The organism is Halobellus sp. MBLA0158 (genome assembly GCF_041477585.1).
Taxonomy (GTDB): Archaea; Halobacteriota; Halobacteria; order Halobacteriales; family Haloferacaceae; genus Haloquadratum; species Haloquadratum rubicundus.
Genome location: NZ_JBGNYA010000001.1, coordinates 855147 through 872829 on the forward strand (window position 1 = coordinate 855147; position 17683 = coordinate 872829).

The window sequence follows — 17683 nt, forward strand, 5'->3', positions numbered from 1 at the left end:
CCGATGTCCGGACACAATCACCGCTCGAACCTCCCCGACGTCGACCAGTCGGACCGCACCGTGCCCAGGAATCTGCGGCAGACGGGCGACGCGGACGTCGATCTCGTGATCTCGACCCGGGTCCGGAAGTCGCCCTTCTGGCACCTCTCCGTCGAGGAGGGCTGCCACGAGGCGACGGTGTACAACCATATGTACCACCCGCGGGCGTTCATCGACCCCGAAGACGGCGGGTCGGAAGCCGAGTACGACCTGCTGGTCAACGACGTCGCGCTGTGGGACGTCGCGGTCGAGCGCCAGATCCGCGTCGCGGGCCCCGACGCCGAGGCGTTCGTCAATTACGTCATCACCCGCGACGCGACCGAGATCGAGCCGATGCGCGGCAAGTACGCCATCTGCTGCAACGACGACGGCGGCATCCTCAACGACTTCGTCCTGCTGCGGCCCGAGGAAGACGAGTTCTGGTTCTCCATCGCCGACGCGGACCTGTTGCAGTGGCTGCAGGGGGTCACGGTCGGCAACGACTTCGCGGTCGAGATCGACGAGATCGACGTCTCGCCGATGCAGGTCCAGGGCCCGAAGTCGCCCGACGTGATCGAGTCGCTCATCGACGCCGCGGTCGAGGACGTCCCGTACTACGGCCTGTTGGAGGCGACGATCAACGGCGTTCCGGTGTTGGTGAGCCAGACGGGCTTCTCCGGCGAGGCGGGGTTCGAGATCTACGTCCGCGAGGCGACGACGAACGCCGAGGCGGTGTGGAACCCGGTGCTCGAAACGGTCAAAGACCACGGCGGCGCCGCGGCGCCGGTCAACGGTCGGCGGCGGATCGCCGCCGGGATCCTGTCGCTGGGCCAGGATATGGACCACGAGACCTCGCCGTTCCAGGTCAACCTCGGCTATCAGGTCCCCGACGACAAGGACGCCGACTACGTCGGCAAGGCCGAACTGGAACGGCAGAAGGAGGCCATCGAAGACGGCGAGTTCCCGTTCACGCACAAACTGGTCGGCCTGAAGATGGCGGGCGGTCCGATCCTGGAGTGGCCCTCGGACTTCTGGCTCATCTCGGACCCCGAGACCGGCGAGGAATGCGGGTACGTGACGTCGGCGGGGTGGAATCCGGAACTCGAAGCCAACATCGGCCTCGGATACGTCCCCGCGGAGACGCTCCAGGCCGCGACCGACGTCCCGCTCGACGACTCGGTATACGACGCGGACCTCGATCTGGAGTTCGCGGTCCACCTCCCCGACGAGTACGCCGAAGCGCCCGGCGAGCCCGTCTACGCGACGACGGCGAAGGTCCCGTTCAAGGAGTCGGCCAACCCCAGCGCCCGCGAACAGGCCAAGATCCACGCTCGCGACGACGCCGGGGACGACGCGGAGTGAGACCGAGGGATGACCGACTCAGTTAAGCCGCCGCGCGGCCACCGGTACGACACCAGCAGCGGGGCGCCGTCGGACCTCGCCGACTGTCGCGGAGACCGTCGGATGCGGATGCGGATGCGGGTCCGACGCGGTCCGACTCTCCCCTAAACTATGGCCGACGTCAAAGCGGTCGTCCGAGCCGAGCACCCCGACATAGTGCTGACGCAGACGGTTGCACACGACCGGAGCTCGAAGGTCAAGTCGGTGTCTGAGGCGGGGACCGACCCCACCTCGGGGAAGTTCTTCTACCACATCGAGTCGTCCGACTTCGCCCGGTTCGAGGCGGGCCTGGAGATGGACCGGACCGTCGGGGCGTTCGAACGGGTCATCGAAACCAGGGACCGGAAGGCGATCTACAGCTTCGAGTACACCGACGAGGCGAAGATCCTCTCGCCGGTGATCTCGGCCGCGAACGGCGTCATCCTCGATATGAAGAACGACGGGAGCGCGTGGATCCTCACGGTGTGGATCCCCGATCGAACGGACCTGGTCCACCTCTGGGAGTACGCACAACAGCACGGCATCGACATCGAGCTCCTGCGCGTGAACGAGTACGCGAGCCTGGGCCACACCGACGCCGGGCTGACAGACAGCCAGCGGGACGCGCTCCTCGTCGCGTTCGAGACCGGCTACTTCGAGGAACCGCGGGACGCGACGCTGGGCGAGGTCGCCGACGAACTGGACATCTCCCAGCCCGCCGCGAGCGGGCTCCTCCGGCGCGGCGTCAAGCGACTCATCGCCTCGTCCCTGTTGGACGACGGCGACACGCGGGAGTGACGGGGGCGGGGGGTTCGGAGTGTTCGGCCGACGGTGCGCCGCTCAGGAGCGCTTCAGCGCCTCGACGCCCGCCAGCGGCTGGCCCGTCAGCGCCCGGATGTAGGCGCCGCCGGCGATCGAGACGTGGTCGAAGTCGGCCTCGTTCAGCCCGTACATCCCGATCGCGCGGGAGGTGTCGCCGCCGCCGACGACCGAGAAGCAGTCGGTCTCGGCGATCGCTTCCAGCACCGTGACGGTCCCGACCGAGAACGCCTCCTCCTCGAAGACGCCGAGGGCGCCCTTCACGAAGACGGCCTCGGAGTCGCGGACGACGTCGGCGTACGCCTCCGCCGTCCTGGTGCCGACGTCGAGGTAGGAGACGTCCTTCTCGTCGATGTCGGCGACGTCGACCTCCGCGCGCTCGCCGTCGTCGTCGTAGGCGAGGTCCGTCGCCAGCGTGATCTGGTCGCGGCGCTCTGTGAGCATCCCCTCGACGAGGTCGTGGTTCGCCTCCCACTGGGAGTCATAGAGGTCCTGCTCGGGGTCGAGGTCGAAGCCGAGCGGGCGGCCGTCGGCCCGGAGGAACAGCTCGCCCGCGATGCCGCCGAGCAGGAAGTTGTCGACCGCGTCGCCGAGGTTGTCCATCACGTCGATCACGTCGGTCGCCTTGGTCCCGCCGACGACCATCGTCACCCGGCCGTCGAACTCCTTCGACGCGATGGCGGTGTTGGCCTCGTACTCGGTCTCCATCACGCGGCCGGCGTAGGCGGGCAGGACCAGCGGAAAGCCCACGAGCGAGGCGTGCGAGCGGTGGGCCGCCGAGTAGGCGTCGTTGACGTAGGCGTCGAAGTGGGGGGCGAGCGCCCGGACGAACTCCGTCTCGGCCTTCGCTTCGGGCGCTTCCTCGGGCAGTTCGTCCTCGCACATCCGGGTGTTCTCGAGGAGGAGGACCTCCTCGGCCTCGAGCGCCTCGATGGCGTCGACGGCGCGCTCGCCGTAGGTGTCCTCGACGAAGGCGACCTCGCGGTCGAGGTGGGCGGCGAGGATGTCGGCGTGGCCGGCGAGCGAGACGAAGTCGTCGCGGCCGGGCCGGCCCTGGTGGGCGAGCAGGACGACCCGGTGGCCCGCCTCGGCGAGCTCGCGGACGGTCTCGGCGTGGCGCTCGAAGCGGCGGTTGTCCTGGGGCTCGCCGTCCTCGATCGGGGAGTTCAGATCGAGGCGGACGAGGACGCGCTGTCCGGGGTCGAGGTCGTCGAGCGTGTCGAAGCTGGCGGTGGAGGTGGACATCGGTGAGTGTGTCGCGGGCGCGTTACTTAGTGCTACTCGGATCGGCTCCGATCCGGGGCGCGGATCGGGCCCGGACGCGACTCACCCGTGAGTGACGTAGTGGGCGACGTCGAGCATCCGGTTCGAGAAGCCGTACTCGTTGTCGTACCACGTCAGGATCTTGTAGAGGCCGCCGCCGTTGACTTCATTTGTCGACTTAAGGTCGACCGTCGAGGAGAACGGCAGTCCCAGGATGTCCGAGGAGACGACCTCGTCGTCGGTGTAGCCCAGGACGCCCGCGAGCGGGCCCGAGTCGGCGGCGTCGCGGAAGGCGTCGTTGATCTCCTCGACGGTCGGCGCGGCGTCGAGGTCGACCACGAGCTCCGTGATCGAGCCGTTCGGGACGGGGACGCGGATCGCCATCCCGTCGAGTTTCCCTTCGAGCTGGGGGAGGATCTCGGTCGTCGCCTGCGCGGCGCCCGTGGAGGTCGGGACGATGTTCTCGGCGGCGGCCCTCCCTCGCCGGGTCTTCGCCATCGGGCCGTCGACGAGGTTCTGGCTCCCGGTGTAGGCGTGGACCGTGGTGAGGAGGCCGCTCTCGATGCCGAACTCCTCGTCGAGCACCTTCGCGACCGGGCTCACGGAGTTGGTCGTACAGGAGGCGTTCGAGACGACGTCCTCGCCGTCGTAGATGTCGTGGTTGACGCCGTAGACCAACTGCTTCACGGGCGTCTCGCCCTTCGGCGGCGCGGAGATGATGACCTTGTCGGCGCCGGCCTCCAGGTGGGCCGAGGCGTCCTCGTGGGTGCGGAAGATGCCGGTACACTCCAGGGCCACGTCGACGTCGAGGTCGTCCCAGGGGAGTTCGGTGGGGTTCTGGACGTTGAACAGCGGGACGGAGCTGTCGCCGACGAGCAGCGTGTCGCCGTCGCGGTCGATCGCGTCGAGCCGGCCCATCACGGTGTCGTACTTCGCGAGATAGGCCATATCCTCGAAGTCCATCACGTCGTTGATCCCGACGAGTTCGATGCGGGGATCCGCCCGGACGGCCCGCAGGACGTTCCGGCCGATCCGCCCGAAGCCGTTCAGGGCGACACGAACGGTCTCGTCGGCGTCGGCCGCGGCGTCGGTTTCATACTTTTCACTCATATCCGAGTACACCTGCTCCTCCTACTTGAATCCCGGTGACGCACCCCCGGCTGATTCGGGCGAAGCGTCGATAAAGAAGGGCTGAGGTTCCGATTTCGTCTGTCCGTGCGCGGCGTGGCTGCGGGACCCTCGGCGGACGCACGCCACCCCCGGATTTGACCGTTCAGGCATCGTCCGTCTCCGTTCCTCGTGGACGGGGCGAATCGCCGGACTGGTCGATTCCGCCGCGGGGAGAAGGCTTTTCATCGGAACCGACCTACTACCCGGTGATGAGAGACGACCGTGACGACCCGTTCGACGACTTCTTCGACGGGATCGAACGGATGATGGACGAAATGACCGGCAGCGACGCTTCCGGATTCGCCTCCGAGACCCACGTCGACATCTACGACGAGGGCGAGGAGCTCCGACTCGTCGCCGACCTCCCGGGCGTCTCGAAGGACGCCGTCGAACTCCAGTGCGACGGCGAAGTGCTCACGATCTCCGCGGCGGGCCCGCGCCGCGAGTACGACGAGCGGATCCGCCTCCCGACCCGCGTCGACGAACACTCCGCCAGCGCCTCCTTCAACAACGGCATCCTCCAGGTCACCCTGGCGAAGATCGACGACTCCGCGTCGATCGACCTCGACTGATCGACCGGGTCGTCCTCGGACCGACCCGACCTCAGCCGCCGTTCTCCGCCGTCCGCTCGATCACGCCCGCCAGCCGGTCCCAGAATCCCGCCTCGTACTTCCCGTCGTCGATGGTCGGCCGGGCGTTCGTCTCGGAGACGACCGCCCGCCCGTCCGAGACCAGGATATCGACGCCGAGGTAGTCGATGCCGAGGACGTCCGCCGTCTCGACGGCGAGGTCCCGAAGCTCCCCGGGGACGTCGATCCGACGCGCCGACGCGCCCCGGTGGACGTTGTGCTTCCACCGGCCGGCGCTGTGTGCGTCCGCGGGCAGCCGGCGCTCGACCCCGCCGACGACCTCGCCGTCCAGCACCATCACTCGGTAGTCGCGCGCGTCGGGGAGGAACTCCTGGAGGAGGTAGGACTTGTCGCCGGTCGCCCGGTAGTCGTGGACGAGGTTCAGGTAGTCGACGATCCCGAGCAGGGAGTCGAGGTCGGGCGCCTTCGCGACGCCGACGCCCCGGGTCGTCGAGTTCGGCTTGACGACCACTGGGAAGTCGAGGTCGGACGCGGCCGCGAGGACTTCCTCCTCGTCGACGGGGTTCGAGACGAGCTTCGTCTCGGGGACGGGCACGTCCGCGCCGGCGAGCGCGGCGATCACCCCTGCCTTGTTCCGCGAGGTCGCGACCGCATCGCGGCCGTTCACCCACGGGATCCCGTGTTTGCCGTCGACGACGCCGCCCTCCATCAGCCGGCTCGGGTAGACGAATCCGACGTCGACGTCGCGGTCGGGCGGTTCGGTCAGATCGACCGCTCGCTCCGAGGCCTGCAGGTGTTCGACGGCGATTCCGCGGTCGGCGAGCGGCTCGCGCATCCGCTCGAACGTCTCCGCCGCGGTCGTCACGGCCAGGCGAAGCATCGGCTACGAGAACGGAGCGACGGTGCAAAAAGCGGTGGGGTCGGAGCCGGCGGCTCTACGAGACCAGCAGCTTCTCGCCCTTCTCGACGTCGATGCGGCACGGCGGCGACATCTTGTTGTAGGCGCGGCGCAGCGCGTCCTTGGCGACGTCGGCGTCCTCGGGGTCGCAGTAGACCGTGAAGATGCGCTCGTTCGCCTGGACCCGCGCGGCCGTGCCGACGGGCTTGCCGAACGCCTGGCGCATCCCGTCGGAGACGCGGTCCGCGCCCGCACCGGTCGCCTGCTTGTTCTCGCGCAGGACCTGGTGGGGGAACTTCCGGAGGACCATCTTGTAGTTCTCCTGGCCGACCTCCTTGAGCATCACGCGGTTCGCCGACAGCCGCGCGGACTCGAGCGACCCGTGGCGGATCTGGCACTCCTCTTCGATGCGGAGGCTGATCTGGACCTCGTAGTCCTGGGGACCGGTCTTGAGGTTGCCCATGTTGTGCTGTGCGATCTTCGAGCCGGGGATGCCGGTGATGTACTCGCGTCGCGTGTACGACGGTTTCGACAGCTCCCGGTACATCGAGGCGGGTTTGTCGGACATAGTTACTTGTGAAGGAGAACGCCCATACGACCTAAAAGCGCTTCGAACTGTGCGCCGACTCGCCCGCGGCCACGTCGTCGGACCGCCGCTATGAGTCCCCGTCGCCGTCGACCGGCTCCAGCGCGACGAACTCCAGGTCCCGCTCGTCCAAGAGCGCGGCCGTCCGGTCGGTCACGGAGGGCGCCACGAGGACGCCGCGGACGCCCTCGTCGGGGAACTCCTCGTCGACGGCCTCGACGTAGCGCCGGAGTTGGCTCGCGGCCGAGGGGCCGACGCGCCGCCGCTTCAACTCCACGACGACCGGCCGCCCCGCCTCGTCGCTGCCGAAGACGTCGACCGGTCCGGCGGCGGTCTCCCGCTCGGTCGCGATCGGCTCGAACCCCGGCTCGACGAGGTCGGGCTCGTCGAGGATCCGCCGGCGGAGGTCCTCCTCGCTGCCGGTCAGCGTCAGGTCGCTCCGGTCGTCGACCTCGTAGGCCGTCACCTGCTCGATCCGCTCGAAGGCGACGTCGAGGACTTCGTCCGGCGAGGTGCGCTCGCTCCGGATCCGCAGCCGACCGTCGCGGACGCTCGCGCGGTGCGTACAGCCCGGCGGCTGCCAGTTCACGGGCTCGCGCCCCTCGTCGGTGTGGACGAGGATCGCCCCGTCGGGCTTGCAGACGACGAGCCGGTCGCCGGGGCCGAGGCTCGATGCGGCCCGGCCGTCGTACTCGACGGTGCAGCGGCCGAAGGCCGTCACCAGCCGGCCGTCGCCGAACGCCGATTCGAGGAGCCCCAGCGCGTCCCGGTGGGCGGGTCGGTGGAGCGTCGTAACCGCCATCTCCCCCGGAGTTCGCCTTCGCCGGGTAAAAACTGCGCGTCGTTCGACCGCGCGGGTCGGTCACCTCACCCCTCCGACGGACTCGCTCCGACCACCCTCTCCCACGCCGTCCGAGCCGCGACGCCGACCACCGCCCCGACGGCGTTCGCGACCGCGTCGGCGATGCTCGCGGTGCGGGCCGCGATCGGTGCTTGGATGATCTCGACGCCGACGCCCACCGCGAACGCGACGACGACCGCGAGGAGCGCGGCGCCCCTCCGAGGACCGGAGGCGTCGAACGCGGCCGCGAGGAGCCACGCCAGGACCGAGTACGCCCCGAGGTGTAGCCAGGTGTCGAGTCCGATCGCGAGGCCGCCGCCGGCGGAGCCGTTCGCCCCTTGGGCTGGGAGCACTCCCGAGGGATCGACCACCGACGCGAGCAGGACGATGGCGAGCCAGGCGACCGCGAGCCGGCGCGGCCGTCGCGTCGCGGCCGCCATCAGGAGCGGAACTCGCTCAGCACCCCGCCGAGCATCGCGGCGCTCGATTTGAGCAGCGAGGGCTTCGTGAGCTCGTCGATCTCCGAGCGGGTGAGCTTGAAGTCGAAGAGCGCGAGGTTCTGTTCGAGGTGCGCCTCGCTCGCGGACTTCGGGATCACGACGACGTCGCGGTGCTGGGTCGCCCACCGGAGGACGACCTGCGCGGGCGTTTTGTCGTACGCCTCGGCGAGCCGCCGCACGTCGGGGTCGTCGAGCGCCTCGCCGCGGGCCAGCGGGCTGTAGGCCGTGAGGAAGAGCCCCTCCTCCTGGCAGTGGCCGAGCATCCCGCGCTGGGGCTTGTACGGGTGGAACTGCACCTGATTCGTCACGACGTCCGCGTCGGCGGCGTCGCGAGCGCGGTCGAGCAGGACGCGCGGGAAGTTGCTGACGCCGACGTTTTCTACGGCGCCCTCTTCGACCAGCCGGTCCATCGCCGCCATCGTATCGCCGACCGACACGAGGGGATTCGGCCAGTGGAGCAAGAGGAGGTCGACGTACTCCGTGTCCAGCCGATCGAGGCTTCCCTCGGTCGATTCGAGGACGTCGTCGTAGCGGGCGTTCCCCGGCGCGACCTTCGTCGTCAGGAAGACGTCCTCGCGGTCGACGTCGCTGTCGGCGATCGCTCGGCCCACCTCGGATTCGTTCTCGTAGAGCTGTGCGGTGTCGATGTGTCGGTATCCCAGATCCAGCGCGGTCGACACCGCCTCGTAGCACGTCTCGCCGGTGAGCTGCCACGTGCCGAGCCCCACTTTCGGAACCCGCGTCCCGTACGCCTCCGCGTACTCCATCTCGACCATACGCACGCTTCGAACCCCGCCGCCGAGAACGTGTCGGCGGATCGTTCCGTTCCTCGATTCGACTCTCCGATTTTCCCAGGATATGAATCCGACAATAGCGGACAAATAGAACGACTGAAAATAGAATTTTCTGAGAGTACACACTCATTTTCAGATCGAGATTAACTCCTATTCTATCTTTGACTATCAAGTAAAATAAAAATCAGTATTTAAGAAATAAGTAGAATTAAATACAATACTCGTATATCGGACAGAATTTGAACGGCTATCACATCCGTTTTCGGTGGATAAGCGAATTTTCACGCTCTGAATCACCAGATTGGGGCGAAAATTCCATTTCGTCGATAGAGCGGCAGAGCCTGCAATTTAGTGTTTTGGACACCTCTGATCCGGAAATATCGGATTTCTCTGTGCAAATCACCGTACTTATATAACAAACTCACAACCCGAAATTTGGTGTCATAAACCGTGACAATCAATCGGCGGCAGTATCTCCGTGGTAGCGGGCTCGTAGTGACGACTGGACTGGCCGGACTCGCGGGCTGTTCCGGCGGATCGGGATCGGAATCGGACACGGAGTCCGACTCGGGTTCGGGAGGGGACTCCGAGACGGACTCCGACTCGGGGACCGTGACCGGATCGAGTTCGAGCGGGACGTACACGATCGGGGCGACGATCCCGGAGACGGGCGTGTTCTCCTCGCTCGGACAGGACCTCAAACGGGGCTACGAGATGGGCGTCCAGCGGATCAACGACAACGGCGGCCTCCACGGCCAGGAGGTCGAACTGATCGTCCGCGACGACGAGTCGACCCCGAAGAAGGTCCGCGAGGGGCTCCAGAGCATCATCAGCAACAACGACGTGGATATGCTCTGGGGAAGCTTCGCGGGCGTGCTCAACCTCGCGGCAGCGGCCGTCGCCGAGCGCTCGGAGATCCCGTTCTTGAAGATCGCCAGCTCCGGCGACAAGGTCCACGAACAGCAGGGCTTCGAGTGGACGTCGACGCCGTTCCCCGTCAGCACTGACCACACCCGAGGGACGAAAAACGCGCTCGATCTCATCCCCGAGAGCGAGCGGCCCTCGAAGGTGGCCATCTGGGCGCCGAACACCAACTGGAGCATCGAGATGGCAGATATGTGGGAGCAGACGCTCACCGACGGCGGCTACGAGGTCGTCTTCCGCGGGAAACACCAGCTCCACTCCAAGGACTTCACGACGCTCATCTCCGAGACGCAGTCGGCGGGTGCGGAGGTCCTCCTGGACACGCCGGCTCCCGACGGCGGCATCACGGCGATGCAGCAGATCAATAACTCCGATTACTCGCCGAAGCTCATCCAGTTCACCCGCGCCGCCGACACGAGCTCGTGGTGGTCCGCGATGGGCGAGGCCGGCGAGCACGTGCTGATGTCGCCCGGGTGGGTGCCGGGCCTGACCGGCAACGGCAACGAACAGATGATCCAGACCTACCGCGACACCTACGACATCGCCTCCGGGGAGCTCCTGCCCGTGATGGTCGGCGCGTCGTACAACCTCACGCAGGTGGCCGAACAGGCCGTCAACGCCGCCGAGGCGACCGACCGCGCGACCGTCCGCGACGCGATCCGCTCGGGCACCTACGAGACGGTCTCGGGGAGCTTCGGCTTCGACGACTACGGCCGCCCCACCGACTTCACCACCCCGATGGGCCAGTGGATCGACGGGAATCAACACCTCGTCTCCCCCGAGACGGACGGCGAGGCCTTCCGCGAGATGGTCTATCCGATGTCCTGAGGTGCGTCCCCGTCTCACGCCGAGCGTGTGCGTGTCGTCGGCGACGGACCGCGTGCCTGCCCGCGTGGCAGCGATCCGAGATCGCGAGCGGATCTCCCGACCGGTGTCGGTGTGCAATGGACGCTACTCGGATCCTTTTCACTGCTCATTCCGTTCACGAAGATGCAGGAACATGCCGCCTCCCGGATGAACTACGTCCAGAAATGCTCGCTCCGCTGCGCCTTTCTGGTCTAGTTCAAATCGCGGTCGGGGGCGTTTTCACTGCTCACTTCGTTCGCAGGAAAATGCCGCCTCCCGGATTTGAACCGGGGACAGCTCGATCTTCAGTCGAGTGCTCTCCCAGTCTGAGCTAAGGCGGCGCGCAGTTCGACCGAAGCCCAGTATATAAAAAAGGGTTTCGGATCGCCGCGCCGTCCGCGGGCCGTCGACGCGGGACGGCGTCCCCGTCGCGGCCGCTCGGGCCCGGATATGGCGGAAGCGTCCGGCGAGTGTCCCGTCGCGCTACGGCCTCGACGCCGACGCCGGTGGGCTCTTCTCGACCAGCATCTTTTTTCACGATGCCCCGGTTCGGTTCGGTGATGCGCGACTCGGACCCGAACCCGGACGACGCGGACGCTCGGTCGTCGAACGGCGTGCCCTCGTCCGGCGAGGTCGTTCCCGACCGCTTCTCCTCGGACGAGGTGTTCCAGCGGATCGTCGCCGACGCGGACCACGAGATCACGTCGGGGACGCGGGAACTGTTCTTCAGCGGCCTGGCCGCCGGCTTCGCGATCACGATCACGTTCCTCCTCTACGCGTCGATGTCGACCGGGACCGACAGCCGGGTGATCGCGTCGCTCCTGTACCCGCTCGGGTTCGTCTACATCATCATCGGCGGCTACCAACTGTACACCGAAAACACCCTCCCGCCGGTGGCGCTCACGCTCGAACGGCTGGCGTCGATCCCGGCGCTCCTCCGCCACTGGCTGATCGTCCTCGCGGGGAACTTCCTCGGCGGGGGCGCGGGCGCGGTCGTCCTCGCGTACGGCGGCGTCTTCGATCCGGCGACGATGCGCACGGCGACCGACATCGCGGAGAAGGGCGTCGTGACGCCGGCGTCGGCGCTGTTCTTCAAGGCCGTCTTCGCGGGGCTCATCGTCGCCGGCGTCGTCTGGATGAACTTCGCCGCGCGCGATACCATCTCCCGCATCGCCATCGTCTACCTGGCGTTCCTGGCGATCCCGCTCGGCAACCTCTTTCACGTCGTCGTCTCCTTCACGGAAGTCGTGTTCCTAGTTCTCGTCGGCGACCTGGGGCTCGTGTCTGGCCTCGGTGGCTTCGTTCTCCCGGTCCTCTTGGGTAACACGATCGGTGGGGTGCTCCTCGTCACGGTCGTGAACTACTACCAGACCAGCGAGCGACGCCTGGAGGTCGACCGCTTCGAGCATATGCGGCGGCTCTCGCCGCGGGAGTGGGTCCTCGGAAATCTGGCGGGGCGCTCCTATGTCCCCGTCGTCGACACGCTCGGGGACATCGTCCGCGATCCCGACTCCTACCGGATCCTCGTGCCGATCGCGAACCCCCGAACGGAGTCCCGGCTGGTGGAGTTCGCGTGCAAGCTCGCCTCCGACCGCGAGCAGGGAACCGTCCACGCGGTCCACATCGTCCAGACGCCCGATCGCATCACGAGCCACGCCCAGACCCAGCGGATCGGCCGGGAGTCCGAACGGCTGCTCGCCGATCTCGAACGGACGGCGGAGGGCTACGACGTCGCGTTCGAGACCTCGACGATCGTCTCCTCGCGGTCCTTCGAGGCGGTCTTCGACCGGGCGCGCCGGACCCGGCCGGACCTCGTGGCGATGGGCTGGGGCGAGGACCGGCTGTGGAAGTCCGCCCGCGCCGAGCGGCCGATCGACGAGCTGACGAACCGCCTGCCGTGTGACTTCCTCGTGATCAAGGACCGCGGCCTCGACCCCTCGCGGCTCCTCCTGCCGATCGCCGCGGGACTCGACTCCGAACTCGGCGGCGAGATCGCGCGGACGCTCCAGTCGGTCGCGGACTCGGCCGTCGAACTGCTCCACGTCGTCGACGGCGACGACGAGCGCGAGGCCGGCGAGGCGTTCCTCGACGAGTGGGCCGAGCGCAAGGACCTCTCGGACGCGACGCGTACGATCGACACCGCCGGCGACGTCGAGGACGCCATCGAGCGACGCGCGGCCGACTCGACGATGCTCATCCTCGGCGCGACAGAGCGCGGCCTACTCTCGCGGCTCGTCACCGACTCGCTGCACTTCTCGGTCTCGCACCACGTCGAGGCGTCGGTCCTGCTCGCCGAGCGGCCCTCCGACCGGACGCTCCGCGAGCGGCTCTTCGGCCGCGGGAGTCGCTTCCGCAGCCGGGACTCGGAGTGATCCCATCGCTTCGAGCGTCGTAGGGGTTCTGTCGCACTCGGGCGGATTCGAACTAATCGAGAGACGGTCGCCTCGCTCCGCTCGGCGCTGCGACTCTCTGAGTTCGAATCGCCCTCAGTAACAGAAATCCTGCTCGCTGTCGCTCGCAGATTTCAGTGGGCTCGGGCGGATTCGAACCACCGACCTCTTCCTTGTAAGGGAAGCGTCATAACCACTAGACCACGAGCCCGCAGGCGAAACGAGTCCGCTCACGTGTATAACCGTTTCCAATCCCGAGCGACGGAACGCTTAGGCCCGTCCACTCGAACCCCGTCATATGCCCGATCGACGGACGCTCTACGCGATCGCTCTCGCTCTCGCCGTCCTCCTCGCGCTCGGCGCCGTCGCGGTCGCGACGAACCCCGGCCTGCTTCCGATCGGCGACTACGAGCGCACGACCGTCGCCGTCGTCGACGCGGACACCGGCGAGACGCTCGCGTCGGTCGACGCCCGCGTCGCCGACACCTTCCAGAAGCGCTACACCGGACTCAGCGACACCGACTCCCTGGGGCCGAACGAGGGGATGCTCTTCGTCCACGACGCCGAGGAGCGCCACGCGTACGTGATGCGCGAGATGGCCTTCCCGCTCGACATCGTCTTCATCGGCGCCGACGGGAGGATCACGCAGATCCACCACGCCGAGCTCCCGCCCGAAGGCACGTCTGACTCTGAGCTGACCCGCTACGCCGGCCGCGGGCAGTACGTCCTCGAAGTCCCGTACAACTACACCGTCGACCGCGGCATCGAGATCGGCGACCGCGTCGAGATAGCGGGCCGCTGGGGACCGGACGAGGAGGCGTAATCGGTCGCGAAAGCGAAAAGCGAAAGAGAAGCGAAAGGCCGAGGGCGGTCGCGTCCGTGCGTCGGCGTATGGCAGAGGACGACCGGGTCGACGCCCTCGACGCCCTCGACGGCTGGCACGCCGAGGGGTACGCGGCGCGGGCGCACTACGAAGGGGCGGGCGATCGGTACAGCATCGAGTTCTACGCGCCCTCCGCGTGCGTGCTCTACTGGAAGGTGAAGGGCGACGGCGAGACGGCCGTGCCCGTCGCCCGCGACACCGTGCCCGATCCGCTCCGGGCGCGGATCCGCGAGGACCTCGTCGAGGCGGGGATCGACCCCGACGTCGAGGAGCGATCGCTCTAGGCCCTCGTCGCCGATCACCGGGGAATTCGGCTCCGAACCGACCCTTTAGGTCCGACGAGCCCCGAGAGGCGACGATGGACGTCCCCGCTGACGACGACGACCCCTTCGAGCGCCAACGCGAGCGCGCGGAGAACCCGATGCGGCGGCTCTTCGCGGAGTACGGCCGCGACAACGCCACCGCGTTCCTCGTCGGGCTGGTCTCCAGCGTCGTCGCTCGCGTGCTCGACCTCCTGCCGCCGATCCTCCTGGCGGTGGCGGTCGACTCGATCTTCTTCGACACGCGGCCCTTCTCGCTGTGGCTCGTGCCCGACGCGTGGCTCCCGGCGACGCAGATCGACCAGCTCTACCTCTCGGCCGGGCTCATCGCGGTCTCCTTCCTGGGCGGCGCGGCCTTCCACTGGACGCGCAACTGGGGCTGGAACGCCTTCGCCCAGCACATCCAGCACGCGGTCCGGACCGACACCTACGACAAGATGCAGCGGCTGAACATGGACTTCTTCGCCGACAAGCAGACCGGCGAGATGATGTCGATCCTCTCGAACGACGTCAACCGATTGGAAAGATTCCTCAACGACGGGATGAACTCCGCGTTCCGGCTGGGCGTGATGGTGCTCGGCATCGCCGGCATCCTGCTGTACTGGAACTGGCAGCTCGCGCTCGTCACGCTCGTCGTCGTCCCGCTCATCGCCTTCTTCACCTACCGCTTCGTGCAGACGATCCAGCCGCAGTACGCCGAGGTCCGCTCGTCGGTCGGCCAGCTCAACTCCCGATTGGAGAACAACCTCGGCGGCATCGGCGTCATCAAGTCCGCCAACACCGAGGACTTCGAGTCCGACCGCGTCGACGACGTCTCACAGGACTACTTCGACGCCAACTGGGAGGCGATCGGCACGCGGATCAAGTTCTTCCCCGGGCTGCGGGTCCTCTCGGGGATCGGCTTCGTGCTCACCTTCGTCCTCGGCGGCGTCTGGGTGCTCACCTACCAGCAGACCGGGAGCGCGCCGTTCTTCTTCACGGGCGGGCTCACTCCCGGGGAGTTCGTCGGCTTCATCCTCTTCACCCAGCGGTTCATCTGGCCGATGGCGCAGTTCGGCCAGATCATCAATATGTACCAGCGGGCCTACGCGTCGGCCGCGCGGATCTTCGGGCTGATGGACGAGCCCGCGCGGATCGAAGAGGCGCCCGACGCCGAAGCGCTGGCCGTCGACGAGGGCCGCGTCGTCTACGACGACGTCACCTTCGGCTACGACGCCGAGGAGACGACGATCGAGGACGTCTCCTTCGCGGTCGACGGCGGCGAGACGCTCGCGCTCGTCGGCCCGACCGGGGCAGGGAAATCCACGGTCCTCAAACTGCTGCTCCGGATGTACGACGTCGACGAGGGATCGATCTCGATCGACGGAACCGACGTCCGCGAGGTGACGATTCCCAGCCTCCGGAAGTCGATCGGCTACGTCAGCCAGGAGACGTTTATGTTCTACGGGACCGTCGCGGAGAACATCCGGTACGGCACCTTCGGCGCGACCCACGAGGAGGTCGTCGAGGCCGCGAAGGCCGCCGAGGCCCACGAGTTCATCGAGAACCTCCCGGACGGCTACGACACCGAGATCGGCGAGCGCGGCGTGAAACTCTCGGGCGGCCAGCGCCAGCGGCTCTCGATCGCCCGCGCGGTGCTCCGCGACCCCGACATCCTCGTCCTCGACGAGGCGACCTCCGACGTCGACACCGAAACGGAGATGCTGATCCAGCGGTCGCTCGACCGCCTCACCGAGGACCGGACGACCTTCAGCATCGCCCACCGACTGTCGACGATCAAGGACGCAGACCGGATCGTCGTCCTCGAAGACGGCCGGATCAAAGAGCGCGGCACCCACGAGGAACTGCTCGCCGAGGACGGCCTCTACGCCCACCTGTGGGGCGTCCAGGCGGGCGAGATCGACGAACTGCCCGAGGAGTTCATCGAGCGCGCCAGCCGCCGGGCCTCCCGGACGGTCGAATCGGACGCCGACGACTGATGACTCACGACTGACGACGATACTGCCGCGCGGCCGCACGTGACACCGCAGTTTCAGATCCGATACTCCGGAGGGAACACTGATCCGTGACGGGCGGGACCTCGGTCTATGGACCCCTCCATCCGGGGCTCGACGCGTGCGGTTTCGCCCGCGATCGGCACGGCGCTGATGCTGGCGATCCTCGTCGCGATCGTCGCGGTCTTCGGCGGCCTCCTCCTCGGCATCGAGATGCCGAGCGAACCCACGCCGCAGTACCGCCACCAGACGGAGTACGTCGCCGACGGCGCCGGCAACACCGACGACCGCCCGTACGTGAACATCACGCTCACCGGGGGACGGATCGAACCCGGCGAGGACTTCTGCGTCGTCGACGGCGACGGCAACGCGGTGCGGTGGGACCAGGTCTGGACCACCGACGGCCCGCTCACCGCCGGCGACTACGCCCACATCGACGGGTACGGCAGCGACGGCGCGCTCAATCACGCCTGCGAGGGCGAGGTCTACCGGATGGTCCACCGGCCCGACGACGGCCAGTCGGCGACCATCCTGGAAGTCGAGATCGACTCGCCGGCGGTCGGGCCCGCCGCGAGCCACTGCTGACCCGTCGCCCGCCGAGAGCCACCCGTCGCCCGCGGCGTCCGCGTTACAGCTCCGCCCGCAGCGCCTCGTTCATCGCGTCGACCGGGGCGTCGCGGCCGGTCCAGCGCTCGAACGCCTCGACGCCCTGGAACAGCAGCATCCAGGCGCCGTCGATCGTCGTCGCGCCCTCCGCTGCGGCCTCCCGGAGGAGCCGCGTCTCGATCGGCGCGTAGACGGCGTCCAGCACCGCGAGGTCGCCGTGGAGGTACTCGGCATCGACGGGCGTCACGTCGTCGTCGGGCTCCATCCCGACGCTCGTCGCGTTGACCAGGACGTCGGCGTCTGCGACCCGATCGAGCGTGTCGAGGCCGCCCGCGGTCGCGCCGGGGACGTCCGCCGCCAGCGACTCCGCGCGCTCGACCGTCCGGTTCGCGACGTGGACGCTCGCGCCCGCGTCGGCGAGCGCGAACGCGACCGCCCGCCCCGCGCCGCCCGCGCCGACGACGACCGCGTCTCGCTCTTCCAGGTCGACGCCGTGGTGGGCGAAGGAGCGCTCGACGCCCGCGACGTCGGTGTTGTGGCCGGTCGGCGGCGTCGTGGAGAAGTCGATCGTGTTCACGGCGCCGACGCGGCGGGCGACGTCGTCGGGCTCGACCGCATCGAGGACGTCCTGCTTGAACGGGATGGTGACGTTCAGCCCCGCGATCCCCAGCGTCTCGGCGCTCTCGACGGCCGCGGCCGCGGCGTCGCGGTCGGGCTCGAAGGTGACGTAGCGGGCGTCCAGGCCGAGCGCCTCGTAGGCCGCCTCGTGCATCGGCGGCGACAGCGAGTGCTCGACGGGGTTCCCGAGGAGTCCGAATACCTGCATACCCCTCCGTCGGCCGGCGACCGAATTAAATGGTG

17 protein-coding genes and 2 tRNA genes are annotated in these 17683 nt (G+C 67.9%); 9 read left to right on the plus strand and 10 right to left on the minus strand.

Features of this window, described 5'->3' with window-relative positions; all coding sequences use genetic code 11:
- Positions 1-3: 3 nt before the first annotated feature.
- Together OS889_RS04335 and OS889_RS04340 are read left to right on the plus strand one after the other, a co-directional pair.
- The gene (locus OS889_RS04335; protein ID WP_372387620.1) at positions 4-1380 is read left to right on the plus strand and encodes a glycine cleavage T C-terminal barrel domain-containing protein; all 1377 of its coding nucleotides are present in this window, start codon (positions 4-6) and stop codon (positions 1378-1380) included.
- A gap of 150 nt (positions 1381-1530) precedes the next feature.
- Entirely contained in the window at positions 1531-2196 is a 666-nt protein-coding gene (locus OS889_RS04340; RefSeq protein ID WP_372387622.1) for a helix-turn-helix domain-containing protein, read from the plus strand.
- Between the two features lie 42 nt (positions 2197-2238).
- On the opposite strand, the gene OS889_RS04345 is transcribed toward OS889_RS04340, so the two are convergent.
- A complete protein-coding gene (locus OS889_RS04345; RefSeq protein WP_372387624.1) occupies positions 2239-3462 on the minus strand; it encodes a phosphoglycerate kinase in 1224 nt (407 codons plus the stop codon).
- Between the two features lie 81 nt (positions 3463-3543).
- Complete coding sequence (gene gap, locus OS889_RS04350) at positions 3544-4590, minus strand: type I glyceraldehyde-3-phosphate dehydrogenase (protein WP_372387627.1); 1047 nt, start codon at positions 4588-4590, stop codon at positions 3544-3546.
- A 266-nt stretch (positions 4591-4856) separates the two neighbouring features.
- Here gap and OS889_RS04355 point away from each other — a divergent pair, with 266 nt between their 5' ends.
- Positions 4857-5222 (plus strand): Hsp20/alpha crystallin family protein, encoded by a 366-nt coding sequence (locus OS889_RS04355; protein ID WP_372387629.1) that lies wholly within the window; start codon positions 4857-4859, stop codon positions 5220-5222.
- A gap of 31 nt (positions 5223-5253) precedes the next feature.
- Here the strand turns inward: OS889_RS04355 and OS889_RS04360 are convergent, their stop codons facing one another.
- The 5 genes from OS889_RS04360 to OS889_RS04380 form a co-directional block, all read right to left on the minus strand.
- The gene (locus tag OS889_RS04360) at positions 5254-6120 is read right to left on the minus strand and encodes an ATP-grasp domain-containing protein (RefSeq protein WP_372387631.1); all 867 of its coding nucleotides are present in this window, start codon (positions 6118-6120) and stop codon (positions 5254-5256) included.
- Between the two features lie 55 nt (positions 6121-6175).
- Positions 6176-6706, minus strand: coding sequence for a 50S ribosomal protein L16 (locus OS889_RS04365; protein WP_372387633.1), 531 nt, complete (start codon positions 6704-6706; stop codon positions 6176-6178).
- 88 nt (positions 6707-6794) lie between these two features.
- Entirely contained in the window at positions 6795-7526 is a 732-nt protein-coding gene (gene nucS / locus OS889_RS04370) for an endonuclease NucS (protein WP_372387634.1), read from the minus strand.
- Between the two features lie 65 nt (positions 7527-7591).
- The gene (locus tag OS889_RS04375) at positions 7592-8005 is read right to left on the minus strand and encodes a VanZ family protein (protein ID WP_372387636.1); all 414 of its coding nucleotides are present in this window, start codon (positions 8003-8005) and stop codon (positions 7592-7594) included.
- The gene (locus tag OS889_RS04380; protein ID WP_372391536.1) at positions 8005-8832 is read right to left on the minus strand and encodes an aldo/keto reductase; all 828 of its coding nucleotides are present in this window, start codon (positions 8830-8832) and stop codon (positions 8005-8007) included. The genes OS889_RS04375 and OS889_RS04380 overlap by 1 nt, the downstream gene beginning before the upstream one ends.
- 522 nt (positions 8833-9354) lie before the next feature.
- On the opposite strand from OS889_RS04380, the gene OS889_RS04385 reads away from it, so the two are divergent.
- Positions 9355-10611, plus strand: coding sequence for an ABC transporter substrate-binding protein (locus OS889_RS04385; protein ID WP_372387637.1), 1257 nt, complete (start codon positions 9355-9357; stop codon positions 10609-10611).
- 285 nt (positions 10612-10896) lie between these two features.
- Here the strand turns inward: OS889_RS04385 and OS889_RS04390 are convergent.
- Positions 10897-10970 (minus strand) — tRNA-Phe (locus tag OS889_RS04390).
- 219 nt (positions 10971-11189) lie between these two features.
- On the opposite strand from OS889_RS04390, the gene OS889_RS04395 reads away from it, so the two are divergent.
- On the plus strand, positions 11190-13001 hold the full coding sequence (locus OS889_RS04395; RefSeq protein WP_372387641.1) for a formate/nitrite transporter family protein: 1812 nt from the start codon (positions 11190-11192) through the stop codon (positions 12999-13001).
- 156 nt (positions 13002-13157) lie between these two features.
- Here the strand turns inward: OS889_RS04395 and OS889_RS04400 are convergent.
- A tRNA-Val gene (locus tag OS889_RS04400) sits at positions 13158-13230 on the minus strand.
- A gap of 87 nt (positions 13231-13317) precedes the next feature.
- Between OS889_RS04400 and OS889_RS04405 the strand changes: the two genes are divergently transcribed.
- The 4 genes from OS889_RS04405 to OS889_RS04420 all read left to right on the plus strand — a co-directional run bounded on the left by OS889_RS04405 (position 13318) and on the right by OS889_RS04420 (position 16801).
- Positions 13318-13842 (plus strand): DUF192 domain-containing protein, encoded by a 525-nt coding sequence (locus tag OS889_RS04405; RefSeq protein WP_372387642.1) that lies wholly within the window; start codon positions 13318-13320, stop codon positions 13840-13842.
- 68 nt (positions 13843-13910) lie between these two features.
- Positions 13911-14186, plus strand: coding sequence for a DUF7538 family protein (locus OS889_RS04410; RefSeq protein ID WP_372387644.1), 276 nt, complete (start codon positions 13911-13913; stop codon positions 14184-14186).
- A gap of 74 nt (positions 14187-14260) precedes the next feature.
- The gene (locus OS889_RS04415) at positions 14261-16201 is read left to right on the plus strand and encodes an ABC transporter ATP-binding protein (protein ID WP_372387646.1); all 1941 of its coding nucleotides are present in this window, start codon (positions 14261-14263) and stop codon (positions 16199-16201) included.
- A gap of 108 nt (positions 16202-16309) precedes the next feature.
- A complete protein-coding gene (locus tag OS889_RS04420) occupies positions 16310-16801 on the plus strand; it encodes a type IV pilin domain-containing protein (RefSeq protein WP_372387648.1) in 492 nt (163 codons plus the stop codon).
- A 43-nt stretch (positions 16802-16844) separates the two neighbouring features.
- Here OS889_RS04420 and OS889_RS04425 read toward each other — a convergent pair whose 3' ends face one another.
- Positions 16845-17648 carry a shikimate dehydrogenase gene (locus tag OS889_RS04425; RefSeq protein ID WP_372387650.1) on the minus strand — a complete coding sequence of 268 codons (804 nt, stop codon included), beginning with the start codon at positions 17646-17648 and terminating at the stop codon, positions 16845-16847.
- Positions 17649-17683: the final 35 nt, after the last annotated feature.

What these genes read in the sequence shown, in the direction of transcription:
- OS889_RS04335 (WP_372387620.1), top strand. Translation starts at nt 4, where the DNA reads ATGTCCGGACACAATCACCGCTCGAACCTCCCCGACGTCGACCAGTCG.
- OS889_RS04340 (WP_372387622.1), top strand. Translation starts at nt 1,531, where the DNA reads ATGGCCGACGTCAAAGCGGTCGTCCGAGCCGAGCACCCCGACATAGTG.
- OS889_RS04345 (WP_372387624.1), bottom strand. Translation starts at nt 3,462, where the DNA reads ATGTCCACCTCCACCGCCAGCTTCGACACGCTCGACGACCTCGACCCC.
- gap (WP_372387627.1), bottom strand. Translation starts at nt 4,590, where the DNA reads ATGAGTGAAAAGTATGAAACCGACGCCGCGGCCGACGCCGACGAGACC.
- OS889_RS04360 (WP_372387631.1), bottom strand. Translation starts at nt 6,120, where the DNA reads ATGCTTCGCCTGGCCGTGACGACCGCGGCGGAGACGTTCGAGCGGATG.
- OS889_RS04365 (WP_372387633.1), bottom strand. Translation starts at nt 6,706, where the DNA reads ATGTCCGACAAACCCGCCTCGATGTACCGGGAGCTGTCGAAACCGTCG.
- nucS (WP_372387634.1), bottom strand. Translation starts at nt 7,526, where the DNA reads ATGGCGGTTACGACGCTCCACCGACCCGCCCACCGGGACGCGCTGGGG.
- OS889_RS04375 (WP_372387636.1), bottom strand. Translation starts at nt 8,005, where the DNA reads ATGGCGGCCGCGACGCGACGGCCGCGCCGGCTCGCGGTCGCCTGGCTC.
- OS889_RS04380 (WP_372391536.1), bottom strand. Translation starts at nt 8,832, where the DNA reads ATGGAGTACGCGGAGGCGTACGGGACGCGGGTTCCGAAAGTGGGGCTC.
- OS889_RS04395 (WP_372387641.1), top strand. Translation starts at nt 11,190, where the DNA reads ATGCGCGACTCGGACCCGAACCCGGACGACGCGGACGCTCGGTCGTCG.
- OS889_RS04405 (WP_372387642.1), top strand. Translation starts at nt 13,318, where the DNA reads ATGCCCGATCGACGGACGCTCTACGCGATCGCTCTCGCTCTCGCCGTC.
- OS889_RS04410 (WP_372387644.1), top strand. Translation starts at nt 13,911, where the DNA reads ATGGCAGAGGACGACCGGGTCGACGCCCTCGACGCCCTCGACGGCTGG.
- OS889_RS04415 (WP_372387646.1), top strand. Translation starts at nt 14,261, where the DNA reads ATGGACGTCCCCGCTGACGACGACGACCCCTTCGAGCGCCAACGCGAG.
- OS889_RS04420 (WP_372387648.1), top strand. Translation starts at nt 16,310, where the DNA reads ATGGACCCCTCCATCCGGGGCTCGACGCGTGCGGTTTCGCCCGCGATC.
- OS889_RS04425 (WP_372387650.1), bottom strand. Translation starts at nt 17,648, where the DNA reads ATGCAGGTATTCGGACTCCTCGGGAACCCCGTCGAGCACTCGCTGTCG.